The organism is Streptomyces sp. MUM 203J (assembly GCF_022414595.1).
GTDB lineage: Bacteria > Actinomycetota > Actinomycetes > Streptomycetales > Streptomycetaceae > Streptomyces.
Window position 1 is genome coordinate 1 of record NZ_JADWYO010000016.1, and the last position, 13,795, is coordinate 13,795.

Here is a 13,795-nt window from a genome sequence, read left to right on the forward strand (position 1 = left end):
GCCTGGGGCCGGGGGCTGCGCGGGCGGCTGGGCCGGGGCGGCCGGGGGCTGCGCGGGCGCGGCCGGGGGCTGGCCCGGGGCCTGCGGGTAGCCGTACCCGGGAGCGGGTGCCGAGGGGTCGGCGGCTGGCGTCTGTGGTGCGCCCTGCGGGTTCCGCGGGTCCTGCGGCGACCCGGAACCCCCCTGCGGCGGCTGCTGGCTGGGCGGCTGACTCATCAGCGCTTTCCCCCTTCGGTGCGGCCCCTGCACCGACCGGCCTCCCCCGCTGTTCCGGCGCGAGGCTCGTCGCCGGAATGGAGCGAATCGGACAGGGATATCGCACTGTTACGAATGTAGAGCGGGGTTTCTTTGTACCACCCGCCCTACACCGCCACGGCGGCCGGACCCGTCCCTGTTCCCAAGGGAGGACGGGCCCGTAACGCCCCTGTTATCGGCTCCGTATGACCGCCCGACGCTATGCGTCCTCCGCCAGTTCGAGCCAGCGCAGCTCCAACTCCTCGCGTTCGGCGCCCAGTTCCCGCAGTTCTCCGTCCAGTTTGGCGACCTTCTCGAAATCTGTCGGATTTTCCGCGATTTCGGAGTGAAGCTGCGACTCCCTTTCGGCAATCTTGTCCAGCTTCCGCTCGATCCGCTGGAGCTCCTTCTTCGCGGCGCGGGCCTCGGCCGCGGACACCACCCGCGCGGCCTTGGCGGCCTGGGCCTCCGCGGCGGCACCGGGCGCGGCGGCGGACGCCGGGGCGGCCGGAGCCGCCTGCAGCATCTTCTGGCGGCGCTCCAGGTATTCGTCGATCCCGCGCGGCAGCATCCGCAGCGTCCCGTCACCGAGCAGCGCGAACGTGCGGTCCGTGGTCCGCTCGACGAAGAACCGGTCGTGGGAGATGACGACCAGCGAGCCCGGCCAGCCGTCGAGGAGGTCCTCCAGCTGCGTCAGGGTCTCGATGTCCAGGTCGTTGGTGGGCTCGTCGAGGAAGAGCACGTTCGGCTCGCCCATCAGCAGCCGCAGCAGCTGGAGGCGGCGGCGCTCGCCGCCGGACAGGTCACCGACGGGCGTCCACTGCTTCTCCTTGGAGAAACCGAACTTCTCGCACAGCTGCCCCGCGGTCATCTCCCGGCCCTTGCCGAGGTCGACGCGGTCCCGGATCTGCTGCACCGCTTCCAGGACCCGCAGCGTGGGCGGCAGTTCCACGACGTCCTGGGAGAGATAGGCGAGCCGTACGGTCTTGCCGACCACGATCCGTCCGGCGGCGGGCTGCTGCTCGCCCTCGCTGGCGGCGGCGTCCGCGAGCGCCCGCAGCAGGGACGTCTTCCCGGCACCGTTCACGCCGACCAGGCCGACGCGGTCCCCGGGCCCGAGCTGCCAGGTGAGGTGCTGGAGCAGGGTCTTGGGCCCGGCGGTGACCGTCACGTCCTCCAGGTCCAGCACGGTCTTGCCGAGCCGCGCGGAGGCGAACCGCATCAGCTCGCTGGTGTCGCGCGGCGGGGGCACGTCCTCGATGAGGGCGTTGGCGGCCTCGATGCGGTAGCGGGGCTTGGACGTACGGGCGGGGGCGCCGCGGCGCAGCCAGGCCAGCTCCTTGCGGACCAGGTTCTGCCGCTTGGCCTCCTCGGTGGCGGCGATCCGCTGCCGCTCGGCCCGCGCGAAGACGTAGTCGCTGTAGCCGCCCTCGTACTCGTGGACCGCGCCGCGCTGGACGTCCCACATGCGGGTGCAGACCTGGTCGAGGAACCAGCGGTCGTGGGTGACGCAGACGAGGGCCGAGCGGCGGGCCCTCAGGTGCTGGGCGAGCCAGGCGATGCCCTCGACGTCGAGGTGGTTGGTGGGCTCGTCGAGGACGATGAGGTCCTGTTCCGCGATCAGCAGCTTGGCGAGCGCGATACGGCGGCGCTCGCCGCCGGACAGCGGCCCGATGACGGTGTCGAGGCCCTGCGGGAAGCCGGGCAGGCCGAGCCCGCCGAACAGCCCGGTGAGCACGTCGCGGATCTTGGCGTTGCCCGCCCACTCGTGGTCGGCCAGGTCTCCGATGACCTCGTGGCGGACGGTGGCGGCGGGGTCGAGCGAGTCGTGCTGGGTGAGCACGCCGAGGCGCAGGTCGCCACTGTGCGTGACGCGGCCGCTGTCGGCCTCCTCCAGCTTGGCGAGGACCCGGATCAGGGTGGTCTTGCCGTCGCCGTTGCGGCCCACGACGCCGATGCGGTCGCCTTCGGAGACGCCGAGGGACACCCCGTCGAGCAGGGCACGGGTGCCGTACACCTTGCTGACGGCCTCGACATTGACCAGGTTGGCGGCCATTTCTCTCCTGTTTCTCCTGTGGTGCGGCGACGCGGTGGATCGGTCTTCCAGGGTAGTGGGCGCCGGAGGGAGCGTTCCGGCGGTGCGATAGCGTGCGGCGATCACCGACCCGGAGGGGCAGTACGGCATGAGGCAGGGCACGGTCAGGGGGTACGGGGCGGGAACGTCGGCGGTGGCGGCGTCGCTGCTGCTGGCTGGCTGCGGCGCGGGCGCCCCGGAGGCCGCCGGCGGTCCGGAGGCCTCCGGCGGCCCGCGTACGACCGCGGGCGCGAGCCCCGGCGGGAAGGCGGCGAAGGCGGCGGAACCCGAGGGCACCAGGATCGGCGCGGCGGGCTCGGCCTGCGAGCTGCCGGTGACGTTCGAGGTGGCGGAGGACTGGAAGCCGAAGAAGGTCGAGGAGCCCGGGGAGACGGACTCGGAGGAGATCAAGGAACTCTTCGAGGCACTGGCCGTACGGGGCGGCCTGAGGACCTCCTGCGAGATCGACGCGAAGCCCGCCGGTTTCATCGGCCTCATCCGCGTCTACACGGACGACCGCGCCGACGGCACTCCCCGCGAGGTGCTGGAGTCGTACATGAAGGACTCGGGGACGACCGAGAGCGTCGAGTACCGCGACGTGAAGGCGGGCGGCCTGGCGGCGGCCGAGGTCTCGTACGGGACGGCGGGCGAGCTCCTGGACGAGCCGAAACCCTCGCGGGCGCTGGCGGTGGTGACGCCGGGCGGCTCGGTGGTGCTGCACGTCGGCGGCCTGGACCGGGAGGAGCACGAGGGGATGCTCCCCGCGTTCGAGCTGGCGAAGAGGACGCTCGAGAAGGCACCCTGACGCCTCACCGGGAAGCCGGACCGGCTCCGGCCGACGAGGCGTACCGCACACGGCAGAACCGGAACTCCCCGTACCGCGTGTGCGTGTCCGGTACGGGCGGCCGCAACGACGCGGCCTCGGCACGACCCTTGACCGAGAGGTGAGGTACCCGACATGAGCAGCAGCAAGGACAGCACGCCGGACCCGGCGCCGCGGACGCCGCTCCGGCGCCGCCGCGGAACGAGGGTGGCGGCGCTGGGCACTGCGGCGGTCGCCGTCCTGGCGGGCGGGACCTTCTGGTTGTCCGGCGGGTACGACGCGTGGCAGAACGACCGGGCGCTGGACAGGGCCTGTGACGGCGACCTGGCGGCGGACGCGGCGCGCCGGCTGCTGGGCGGGGTCGAACTGACCGCGTCGGGCGGCCTGGACCAGGACGGCTGGAACTGCGCGGTCACGGCGGCGGACGAGACCCGGGACGGCGACGCCGAGGTGACCGTGCGGATACGGAGCGCGGACGAGCCGTTCGACGCGGCGGGTCCGGTGGACCAGGGCGAGGCGGCGGTGCCGCTGGGCGGGCGCTGGACGGGCTCGTTCACGTACGGCGGCGGGGTCACCGGCGCGGTGGACGCGACGCGGACGGACCGGGCGCGGGTGGTGCTGCTGCTGGACTGCGGCGAGGAGTCCGGGGACGGGCTGCTCGCGTGGGCCGACGGGCGGCTGGAGAAGGGCGACTTCCGTGACGCGGACGCCCGGGTGCGGCTGGCCGGGACGCTCACGGAGACAACGCTGTCGTACGCGCGCCGCACGGGCTGTGAGCCGAGGGGCGGCGACCCGCTGACCAAGGTGGCCGCGCCGGTCGCGGACCCGGAGCCCAAGCCGCTGGGCGAGGCGTCCGGGACCTGCGGCGGCGTGCTGGACGCGGCCACGGCGCGGAAGTGGGGCGCGGGAACGGCCCTGGAGACGCCCGCGTCGGGCCCCATGGCCGTGGAGCGCTGCACGCTGGGCAGCAGGCTGGGCGCGCCGCTGTACGCGTTCACGGCCTCGTACGGCCCGTACGGCGCGAGCGGGCTGGCGGCCCCGCCGCAGGACGTGCGCCCGGCGGCGGGCGGTGGCAAGTCCCCCTCCCCGTCGGGCCGCTACCGGATGACGGCGGAGTGCCCGGGCAGCGGCGGCACGGCGGTGTACGACGTGGTCCCGGGCGAGGACCTGGGCCAGACGGTGGACCACGGGTCGCTGAAGGCGGCGCTGAAGCGTTTCGCGGATGCCTCGGCGGGCCGCCACGGCTGCAGGCTGCCGGAGTAGGGGCCGCCCGGCCGGTTCCGCCGTGGGCGCGGGGGAACCGGCCGCCCGCACCGTGCCCCGGCCCCGACCCGCCGCCTCAGACGAGTGTCGCCCCCGCCGCCGGTGACGTCGCCGTCCGCGCGGCCCTGCAGGTACCGGAAGCCGTCAGGGCGGCGGCCACCGCGGCAGCGGATTCCGCGTCCTTGACCAGGAACGCCGTCGTCGGGCCCGACCCGGAGACGATGCCTGCCAGGGCGCCCGCCCCGGCACCCGCCGCCAGCGTCTCCGCCAGCGACGGCCGCAGCGACAGGGCCGCGGGCTGAAGGTCGTTGGCAAGGGCACCCGCCAGCGCCGCGGCGTCTCCGGCGCGCAGGGCGTCCAGCAGGGCCGCGGACGCGACGGGCTCGGGCGCGTCCGCCGTGAGCCGGTCGAACTCGCCGTACACCGCGGGCGTCGACAGCCCTCCGTCCGCCACCGCGAACACCCAGTGGAAGGCACCGCCCACGGGCAGCTCGGTCAGCCGCTCGCCCCGGCCGGTGCCGAGCGCGGCGCCACCCACCAGAGAGAAGGGCACGTCGCTGCCCAACTCCGCGCAGATGTCGAGCAGTTCCTCCCGGCTCGCACCCGTCCCCCACAGCGCGTCGCAGGCCAGCAGCGCGCCCGCGCCGTCCGCGCTGCCGCCCGCCATGCCTCCGGCGACCGGGATGTCCTTGGCGATGTGGAGGTGGACGTCCGGAGCGATGCCCCGCCGCGCGGCGAGCAGTTCGGCGGCGCGGGCGGCGAGGTTCGTACGGTCCAGGGGGACCTGGCCCGCGTCGGGCCCCTCGCAGGTGATGCGCAGCGACTCGGCGGGCGTGGCCGTGACCTCGTCGTACAGGCTCACGGCCAGGAAGACGTTCGCCAGGTCGTGGAAGCCGTCGGGCCGGGCCGGGCCGACGGCCAGCTGGACGTTGACCTTGGCCGGAACACGAACGGTGACGGGGGTGCTCACGCTTTGGCCTCCGCGATGCGGGCGAACTCCTCGACGGTCAGGGACTCGCCCCGCGCCTGGGGCGACACTCCGGCGGCGACCAGCGCGGCCTCGGCGGAGGCCGGGGACCCGGCCCAGCCGGCCAGCGCGGCCCGCAGGGTCTTGCGGCGCTGGGCGAAGGCCGCGTCGACGACGGCGAAGACCTCCGCCTTGGTGGCGGTGGTCTCCGGCGGCTTCCGGCGGACGAGGGACACCAGGCCCGAGTCCACGTTCGGCGCCGGCCAGAAGACGTTGCGGCCGATCGCGCCCGCCCGCTTGACCTCCGCGTACCAGTTGGCCTTCACCGAGGGCACGCCGTAGACCTTGTTCCCGGGACGGGCGGCCAGCCGGTCCGCGACCTCCGACTGGACCATGACCAGGGTGCGCTCGATCGTCGGGAAGCGGTCCAGCATGTGCAGCAGGACGGGCACGGCGACGTTGTAGGGGAGGTTCGCGACGAGCGCGGTGGGCGGCGGGCCGGGCAGCTCGCGGACGTGCATCGCGTCGGAGTGGACCAGCGAGAAGCGGTCCTTCCGGTCCGGCATGCGGCTCGCGATGGTCGACGGGAGGGCCGCGGCCAGGGTGTCGTCGATCTCCACCGCGACCACGCGGTCCGCCGCCTCCAGCAGCGCGAGCGTGAGGGAGCCGAGCCCGGGTCCCACCTCGACCACCACGTCGTCGGGGCGCACCTCGGCGGTGCGCACGATGCGGCGGACGGTGTTGGCGTCGATGACGAAGTTCTGGCCGCGCTGTTTGGTGGGGCGTACGCCCAGCGCCGCGGCCAGTTCGCGGATGTCGGCAGGGCCGAGGAGGGCGTCGGGATCGGTGGTGCTCACCGATACAGCCTACGGCCGCAGTGCGGCCACGGGCTCGCCCCCCGCTGCACGTACAGCTTCTTCGCCCGGTATGTCTGCTCGGCGGCGGGTGCGTCCTGGGCACGGCCGGTGCCGCCGAGGGCCTGCCAGGTACCCGGGTCGAACTGGTACAGGCCGCCGTAGGTGCCGGACGGGTCGACGGCGTCGGCGCGCCCGCCGGACTCGCACCGGGCGAGGGCGCCCCAGTTGAGGTGGTCGGCGCCGGAGACGGAGGTGGGCGCGGCCTTGGTGCCGACGCGCACGATCTGGGTGACGGGGGCGCGGACGGTCTCCTCCTTCACCTTGCGGGGCTTCTGCCGGACGCCGTTGACGGTTCGGAGCCGGTAGGTGACCCGGCGCAGGCCGTGGCGGCCCTGCCGGGAGACGACCTCGGTGCCCTTGAAGAGGGTGGCGTCGTGGATCCGGAGGGTACGGAAGGGCACGGTCTCGTCGCGGGTCTCGCGGCCGTCCCGGATGCGCAGGACGGTGACGGTCTGGCCGTCGCGGGGGAAGGCGTCGAGGGGTACGGAGGTGGTGTCGTCGCCGCGCAGGGTGATCCCCGCCCGGTCGAGGGCACCGGCCACGGTGGCGGCGTTGGTGCGGATGGTGCGCTCGCGGCCGTCCGCGAGGAAGGTGACGGTTCGCTCGGTCCGCACGTCCAGGGTGAGGCCGTCGCGGCCGATGGCGGAGGCGCGGGACACCGACAGGTGGGCGCCTTCGACGCGGACGCCCAGCTCCCGCAGGGCCTCGTCGACGCTGCGCGCGGTGGTCCACAGGCGGCGGCTGCGGCCGTCGAGGGTGAGGTCGACCGGGCGGCCCCAGCGAATCACGACCTCGTCGCCGCTGACGAGGGCGGCGCGGGGGCCGGGGGCGACCAGGTCGCGGGCCCCGACCGCGAGGCCCTCCTCCGCGAGGAGTTCGGCCACGTCGTCCGCGAAGGTGTGCAGGGTGCGAGGGGCGCCGTCGACCCGGAGCGTGACGGCCTTGTCGTCCGCGACGAAGGCCGTGGTGCCGCCGGCGAGAACGGCGACGACCAGTGCCTGCGGCACGAGGAGCCGGAGCCCGGCGTTGCCGGGGGCGGCGCGGCGGCGGCAGGCGCGGCGGCTTCCCGGGGCTGGCGTGGCGGTGGCGCGACCGCCCTGCGAGGTGCTCACGAGGCCGGGACCCTAGCGAAGGAGCCGTGACTCTCCAAAGCGACTCCGCTACGGAGCGTCGCAACGCTACCCTACGGCCCCCGCCCCGTGCCCCCCTCAGTAATCGAAGGCACGCGCCGTGTTGACGGCGAGGGCCGTCGCCAGGGTCTCTTCGCCGACCCCCCGAACCGCCGCCATGGCGCGGACCGTGACCGGGACGAGATACGGCGCGTTGGGCCGTCCGCGGTACGGCGCCGGGGTGAGGAACGGGGCGTCCGTCTCGACCAGGACCAGCTCCAGGGGCGCGACGGCGAGCGCGTCGCGCAGCGGCTGGGCGTTCTTGAAGGTGACGTTTCCGGCGAACGACATGAAGTAGCCGCGCTCGGCGCAGATCCGGGCCATGCCGGCGTCGCCGCTGTAGCAGTGGAAGACGGTCCGCTCGGGCGCGCCCTCCTCCTCCAGGACCCGCAGGACGTCCTCGTGGGCGTCCCGGTCGTGGATGACCAGGGCCTTGCCGTGCCGCTTGGCGATCTCGATGTGCGCGCGGAACGACCGCTCCTGCGCGTCCTTGCCCCCGGGGCCGGTGCGGAAGTAGTCGAGGCCCGTCTCCCCGACGGCCCTCACGTGCGGCAGGGCGGCGAGCCGGTCGATCTCCGCGAGCGCGTCGTCCAGCGCGACGTCGCCTCCGGCGTCCCTGGCCCCCTGCCTGGACCACCCGTCCGGATCCCCGTGCACGATCCGCGGGGCCTCGTTGGGATGGAGCGCGACCGCCGCGTGCACGTTCGGGTGCCGGGCAGCCGTCTCGGCGGCCCAGCGGGAGCCCTTGATGTCGCAGCCGACCTGCACGACCGTCTCGACCCCGACGAGCGCGGCCTTCGCGAGGGCCTCCTCGACGGTGCCGGACTGCATGTCCAGATGTGTGTGCGAGTCTGCGACGGCCACGGTCAGCGGCTCGGGCAGCGGCGGCGGGGCGTCCTTGGCGGCACTCATGCCCCTGATCGTACGAAAGCGGTGCCGCTGCGGGTCGGGGCGCGGGTCACTTGCGGTGGAACGGGTTCGGGAAGCCCGAGCGCCGCCGGGGCTCCCCGGCCTCCGGGGTCTCCTTGGCGGACGCCTCGGGCTCGGTGGCGGGCAGCCGCGCCTCCAGCTCCTGGCCGACCGGCCCGGTGGTGGCGACCGGGACGGCGGCGCGCCGGGCCATGCCGGTGCCGGGGGCCTCGTCCTCCCCGTAGTCCAGGACCGTCGAGATCCGGCCGGACCGCATGATGCGGACGACGTTCCGCCCGCAGTTGGGGCAGGCAGGCCGGGAGAGCGGGGAAGGGACGCGGCGGCCCTCGCTGCGGTACACGACGAAGTCGTGGCCGGTGACGTCGGTGTGGTGCTCGATGTCGTACGACTGCTCCCAGCCGTAACCGCAGCGCATACAGGCGAAGGCGTAGGACTCGTGGCCGACCGGGAGGGAGATCTCGCTCATACCGGTTCCTTTCCGCTGCACCCGGCCTGGCCTGGTGCCGAAAGGCGCGCCCCGGCACGCCGGGGCCTGTGCCTTCACGATAGCGCCTTGCCCCGTTTCAGGCGCCTTTCGTCCGGCATCCGCCGCTGTGGGCAGTCGTCCCACAGGGCGATGAGGTCCCCCTGCCCGGGCGACGCCGAGAGCCCGGGAGAGGGTGGGCACGGCGGAACCGGCCCTGCAGCCCGGGCGCTCTGCGCCCCGACCCGCGCCCCGAGGGCCTCGCACGGAACCGGCCCCCGGGCCCGGCGCGGCCCTACCGCGCCTCCGGGCGCTTCGCCGCCACGACCGCGTCGAACACCTGGCGCTTGGGAAGCCCGGCTTCAGCCGCCACCGCGGCGATCGCCTCCTTCCGCCGCTCCCCCGCCTCCTCCCGCACCCGCACCCGGCGCGCCAGCTCCGCCGGGTCCTCGACCGGCTCGGGCTCCGGGGCGCCCTCGACCACCACGGTGATCTCGCCCCGCACCCCCTCCGCGGCCCACGCGGCCAGCGCCCCCAGGCCGCCGCGCTTGACCTCCTCGTACGTCTTGGTCAGCTCCCGGCAGACCGCCGCCCGACGCTCCCGCCCGAACACCTCGGCCATCGCCGCGAGCGACGCGTCCAGCCGGTGCGGGGCCTCGAAGTACACGAGCGTGCGCCGCTCCCCCGCGGCCTCCCGCAGCCGGGCCAGCCGCTCCCCCTGCTTGCGCGGCAGGAAGCCCTCGAAGCAGAACCGGTCCACCGGCAGCCCGGACAGCGCCAGCGCCGTCAGCACCGCCGACGGGCCGGGCACGGCGGTGACCCGGATGTCCCGCTCGACCGCGGCGGCCACCAGCCGGTAGCCCGGGTCCGAGACGGACGGCATGCCCGCGTCGGTGACCAGCAGCACCCGTGCGCCGCCCTCCAGCGCCTCGACCAGGTCGGGCGTCCTGGCCGTCTCGTTGCCCTCGAAGTAGGAGACGACCCGGCCGCGCGGCTGCACGTCCAGCGACTGGGTGAGGTGGCGCAGCCTGCGGGTGTCCTCGGCCGCGATGATGTCGGCCTCCGCCAGTTCCGCGGCGAGCCGGGGCGGGGCGTCGGAGATGTCGCCGATGGGGGTGCCCGCCAGGACGAGCGTCCCGGTCGCCGTGTCCGTCATCGTGCGCCTCTCCGTGTCTTTCGCTGTCACGGTGCCCATCCTCGCAGTACGGCACCGCGGCGGCGCCCGGCCCGGTGAGTCGCCGCTGGCGCGTTCCCTACGATGGCGCGGTGACCAGTACTGCACCAGAGGCCCTGCACGGACAGGACGGACCGGACGGACCCGAGGGGGCGCCCGGCGCGGGCGAGCCCGCCGCCGCGCCCCCGCCGCCCTCCGCCTGGGAGCGGCGGCTGCGCCGGTTCGGCCACGCCCCCAGGCCGGTCATCGGGTTGCGGGAGCGCCTCGTCCCGCCGTACGGAAGGGTCTCGCCGCAGCTGCGGCGCGGGCTCGGCCTGCCGCCCCGGCTGGTGGACCTGCTGGTGCGGTGGGCGCCCTGGGGCGGACCGCTGCTGGTGACGCTGGTCGCGGGAGTGCTGCGGTTCTGGAACCTGGGCTCGCCGCACGCGGTGATATTCGACGAGACGTACTACGCCAAGGACGCCTGGGCCCTGGTCAACCAGGGCTATGAGGGTTCGTGGCCGAAGGACATCGACAAAACGATCCTGGAGAACCCGGACGCGGTCACCGTCCCGGTCGATCCCGGGTATGTCGTGCACCCGCCGGTCGGCAAGTGGGTCATCGGGGCGGGCGAGTGGCTGTTCGGGTTCGAGCCCTTCGGCTGGCGCTTCATGGTCGCGGTGTGCGGCACGCTGTCCGTTCTGATGCTGTGCCGGATCGGGCGGCGGCTGTTCCGCTCGACGTTCCTGGGCTGTCTGGCGGGGCTGCTGCTGGCCGTGGACGGGCTGCACTTCGTGATGAGCCGTTCGGCGCTGCTGGACCAGGTGCTGATGTTCTTCGTGCTGGCGGCGTTCGGCTGCCTGCTGATCGACCGGGACTGGGCGCGGCGGCGGCTCGCGGCGGCACTGCCGGTGGACGAGGACGGGGTGCTGCGCCCGGACGCGCGGATCGCCCGGACACTACGGCTGGGCTGGCGGCCCTGGCGGCTGACGGCCGGGGTGATGCTGGGCCTGGCGGCTGCGACCAAGTGGAACGGGCTGTACATCACGGCCGCGTTCGGGCTGCTGACGGTGGCGTGGGACGTGGGCGCCCGCCGGGTGGCGGGGGCGTACCGCCCGTACACCGCCGTCCTGAAGCGGGACGTGCTCCCGGCCTTCGTGGCGACGGTGCCGGTGGCGCTGGTGACGTATGTGGCGTCCTGGACGGGCTGGATCCTGTCGGACAAGGGCTACTTCCGGCAGTGGGCGACGACCGGGGAGGGTGCGGGCGGCTCCTGGACATGGCTGCCGGACTGGCTGCGGAGCCTGTGGCACTACGAGACCGAGGTGTACACGTTCCACGTCAACCTGACCTCGGGGCACACGTACCAGTCGAACCCGTGGTCCTGGATCGTGCTGGGCCGCCCCGTGTCGTACTTCTACGAGTCCCCGGCGCAGGGCGTGGACGGCTGCCCCGCGGACGCGGCGGAGAAGTGCGCGCGCGAGGTGCTGGCGATCGGCACGCCGCTGCTGTGGTGGACGGCCTGCGTGGCACTGCTGTACGTGCTGTGGCGCTGGTTCTTCCGCCGCGACTGGCGGGCGGGGGCGATCGTGTGCGCGGTGGCGGCGGGGTGGGCGCCGTGGTTCCTGTACCAGGAGCGCACGATCTTCCTGTTCTACGCGGTGGTGTTCGTGCCGTTCCTGTGCCTTGCGGTGGCGATGCTGATCGGCGCACTGCTGGGCCCGGCGGCCGGGCCGCCGGACGTGGACGGGGTGGTGGACGCGGACGGCTCGACGGAGCTGAGGCGGACGGTCGGGGCGATCGCGGCGGGCGTGCTGGTGCTGCTGATCATCTGGAACTTCATCTACTTCTGGCCGCTGTACACGGGCGAGACGATCCCGATGGAGGACTGGCGGGGGCGGATGTGGCTGGATACGTGGGTGTGATGGCCGGTCCGGGGCGGTTGTCCGGGGCGATCGAGACCGTTTGATTCCGTTCGAGTAACAAGCGGGGCGGTGGGATGCCCCTGTCCCTTAGGGTGACCACGGTGCCTACTTGAACACGTTCAAGCCATGAGCCGTGGCGGGCGGGCGCCACAGGGGAGAACGGGGACCTGGGGACCAGGGGGAAACCTGCCATGCGCAGTGGAGCGAAGGTAGCCGTCGTCGGCGGCGTGTTCGTCGTCGTCGCAGGCGGCGTGGGCTATGGCGCCGTCAACTTGTGGAACGGAATCACCGGAGGCCAGACCACCTCCACGTCCGAGACCACGGGCACGACCCGCAGGACGGGTCCGGTGACGCCCGAGGAGGTCGACGAGACGGCGAAGGGCTTCCTCGCCGCGTGGGCCGAGGGCGACGCGGCGAAGGCCGCGCAGTTCACCGACAACCCGACGACCGCGCAGTCGGCACTGGCCGGGCACCGTACCGGCATCCACGTCAGCGAGATGAAGGCCACGGCCGGGACGCCCAGCGGGACGACGGTGCCGTACACGGTGGACGCGGTCGTCTCGTACGAGGACCTGAAGGTCCCGTGGACGTACAAGTCGGAGCTGAAGGTGGTGCGCGGCCTGACGACCGGCCAGCCGCGCGTCGAATGGAAGCCGGACGTGCTGCACCCGGACCTCGGCAGCGGCGAGTCCCTGAAGCTCACGTCCTCCGGGGCGCCGCAGATCAAGGCCCTCGACCGGTCCGGCAAGGAGCTGACCGCCGAGGAGTACCCGTCGCTCCGGCCCGTCATCGACGAGCTGCGCAAGCGGTACGGCGCGGACGCGGGCGGCACGCCGGGCGTCGAACTGGTGGTGGACGGCGGAGGCGCCGACGACTCGCGGACCCTCCTGACCCTCCGCAAGGGCAAGGCGGGCGAGGTTCCCACGACCCTGGACGCGGGGATGCAGGCGGCGGCCGAGAAGGCGGTGAAGCGCTTCTCCGAGTCGTCGGTGGTCGCGGTCCAGCCGAGCACGGGCGCGATACGCGCGGTCGCGAACAACCGGACGGACGGGTGGAACGCGGCGTTTCTGGGAAAGCAGGCCCCCGGATCGACGATGAAGATCGTGACGGCGGCGCTGCTGCTGGAGAAGGGGCTGGTCGCCGCGGACCGGGTGGCCGAGTGCCCGAAGAACGCCATGTACCACGGCCGTTCCTTCCACAACCTGGACCACTTCGAGATCAACGGACAGACCTTCACCCAGAGCTTCGCCCGCTCCTGCAACACCGCCTTCATCAAGCTCATCGACGACACGAAGGACGACACCGCGCTGGGCGCGGAGGCCCGGGACGTCTTCGGCATCGGCCTCGACTGGCAGACGGGCGTGGCGACCTGGGACGGCTCCGTCCCCACGGAGACCGGCGGTGAGGCAGCCGCCCAGTACATCGGTCAGGGCACCGTCCAGATGAACGCCCTGAACGTGGCGTCCATCGCGGCGACCGCGAAGGCGGGGGTCTTCAAGCAGCCGGTCATCGTGCCGAAGTCCCTGGACGACCGGGAGACCGCCACAGCGGCCCGCGGCCTCAGCCCCTCGGCGGGCAAGCAGCTCCGCGACATGATGCGCGTCACGGCCACGAGCGGTACGGGCGTGAAGGCCATGGCGTCCGTACAGGGCGACAAGGGCGCCAAGACCGGGTCCGCCGAGGTCGACAACCAGGGACAGTCGAACAGCTGGTTCGCCGCGTTCGCGGACGACATGGCCGCGGCGGCGGTGGTCCAGGCCGCCGGCCACGGCAGCGACGCGGCGGGCCCGCTGGTGGCGTCGGTACTGAACGCTCGCTGACCGGCCGCGCCCGAAAAGCCGGTCGCACCTCCGGGCGACCGGCCGTCGGCGTGCGGG

General features: G+C 73.8%; 11 protein-coding genes. 4 read left to right on the forward strand and 7 right to left on the reverse strand.

Annotated features, from left to right (window positions below; genetic code table 11):
• Positions 1 to 454: 454 nt before the first annotated feature.
• Positions 455 to 2,290 (reverse strand): ABC-F family ATP-binding cassette domain-containing protein, encoded by a 1,836-nt coding sequence (locus tag I3F58_RS11410; RefSeq protein ID WP_240108213.1) that lies wholly within the window; start codon positions 2,288 to 2,290, stop codon positions 455 to 457.
• Between the two features lie 127 nt (positions 2,291 to 2,417).
• Between I3F58_RS11410 and I3F58_RS11415 the strand changes: the two genes are divergently transcribed.
• On the forward strand, positions 2,418 to 3,113 hold the full coding sequence (locus tag I3F58_RS11415) for a lipoprotein (RefSeq protein ID WP_240108214.1): 696 nt from the start codon (positions 2,418 to 2,420) through the stop codon (positions 3,111 to 3,113).
• A 153-nt stretch (positions 3,114 to 3,266) separates the two neighbouring features.
• Entirely contained in the window at positions 3,267 to 4,394 is a 1,128-nt protein-coding gene (locus I3F58_RS11420) for a hypothetical protein (protein WP_240108215.1), read from the forward strand.
• A 76-nt stretch (positions 4,395 to 4,470) separates the two neighbouring features.
• Here the strand turns inward: I3F58_RS11420 and I3F58_RS11425 are convergent, their stop codons facing one another.
• The 6 genes from I3F58_RS11425 to rsmI form a co-directional block, all read right to left on the reverse strand.
• Positions 4,471 to 5,364: a 4-(cytidine 5'-diphospho)-2-C-methyl-D-erythritol kinase gene (locus tag I3F58_RS11425; RefSeq protein WP_240108216.1), complete on the reverse strand. Its 894-nt coding sequence runs from the start codon at positions 5,362 to 5,364 to the stop codon at positions 4,471 to 4,473.
• Entirely contained in the window at positions 5,361 to 6,218 is an 858-nt protein-coding gene (gene rsmA / locus I3F58_RS11430; protein WP_240108217.1) for a 16S rRNA (adenine(1518)-N(6)/adenine(1519)-N(6))-dimethyltransferase RsmA, read from the reverse strand. Before rsmA ends, I3F58_RS11425 begins: the two co-directional genes overlap by 4 nt.
• A complete protein-coding gene (locus I3F58_RS11435; RefSeq protein ID WP_240108218.1) occupies positions 6,215 to 7,390 on the reverse strand; it encodes a resuscitation-promoting factor in 1,176 nt (391 codons plus the stop codon). Before I3F58_RS11435 ends, rsmA begins: the two co-directional genes overlap by 4 nt.
• Positions 7,391 to 7,486: 96 nt before the next feature.
• Positions 7,487 to 8,359, reverse strand: coding sequence for a TatD family hydrolase (locus tag I3F58_RS11440; protein WP_240108219.1), 873 nt, complete (start codon positions 8,357 to 8,359; stop codon positions 7,487 to 7,489).
• Positions 8,360 to 8,405: 46 nt separating this feature from the next.
• On the reverse strand, positions 8,406 to 8,843 hold the full coding sequence (locus I3F58_RS11445) for a hypothetical protein (protein ID WP_240108220.1): 438 nt from the start codon (positions 8,841 to 8,843) through the stop codon (positions 8,406 to 8,408).
• A 292-nt stretch (positions 8,844 to 9,135) separates the two neighbouring features.
• On the reverse strand, positions 9,136 to 9,996 hold the full coding sequence (gene rsmI / locus I3F58_RS11450) for a 16S rRNA (cytidine(1402)-2'-O)-methyltransferase (protein WP_240108289.1): 861 nt from the start codon (positions 9,994 to 9,996) through the stop codon (positions 9,136 to 9,138).
• A gap of 110 nt (positions 9,997 to 10,106) precedes the next feature.
• Between rsmI and I3F58_RS11455 the strand changes: the two genes are divergently transcribed.
• The gene (locus tag I3F58_RS11455; RefSeq protein ID WP_374207954.1) at positions 10,107 to 11,918 is read left to right on the forward strand and encodes a dolichyl-phosphate-mannose--protein mannosyltransferase; all 1,812 of its coding nucleotides are present in this window, start codon (positions 10,107 to 10,109) and stop codon (positions 11,916 to 11,918) included.
• Between the two features lie 191 nt (positions 11,919 to 12,109).
• Positions 12,110 to 13,738 (forward strand): penicillin-binding transpeptidase domain-containing protein, encoded by a 1,629-nt coding sequence (locus I3F58_RS11460; RefSeq protein WP_240108221.1) that lies wholly within the window; start codon positions 12,110 to 12,112, stop codon positions 13,736 to 13,738.
• Positions 13,739 to 13,795: the final 57 nt, after the last annotated feature.

Coding starts and splice junctions, on each gene's coding strand:
- I3F58_RS11410 (WP_240108213.1), bottom strand. CDS start 2,290: ATGGCCGCCAACCTGGTCAATGTCGAGGCCGTCAGCAAGGTGTACGGC.
- I3F58_RS11415 (WP_240108214.1), top strand. CDS start 2,418: ATGAGGCAGGGCACGGTCAGGGGGTACGGGGCGGGAACGTCGGCGGTG.
- I3F58_RS11420 (WP_240108215.1), top strand. CDS start 3,267: ATGAGCAGCAGCAAGGACAGCACGCCGGACCCGGCGCCGCGGACGCCG.
- I3F58_RS11440 (WP_240108219.1), bottom strand. CDS start 8,359: ATGAGTGCCGCCAAGGACGCCCCGCCGCCGCTGCCCGAGCCGCTGACC.
- I3F58_RS11445 (WP_240108220.1), bottom strand. CDS start 8,843: ATGAGCGAGATCTCCCTCCCGGTCGGCCACGAGTCCTACGCCTTCGCC.
- rsmI (WP_240108289.1), bottom strand. CDS start 9,996: ATGACGGACACGGCGACCGGGACGCTCGTCCTGGCGGGCACCCCCATC.
- I3F58_RS11460 (WP_240108221.1), top strand. CDS start 12,110: ATGCGCAGTGGAGCGAAGGTAGCCGTCGTCGGCGGCGTGTTCGTCGTC.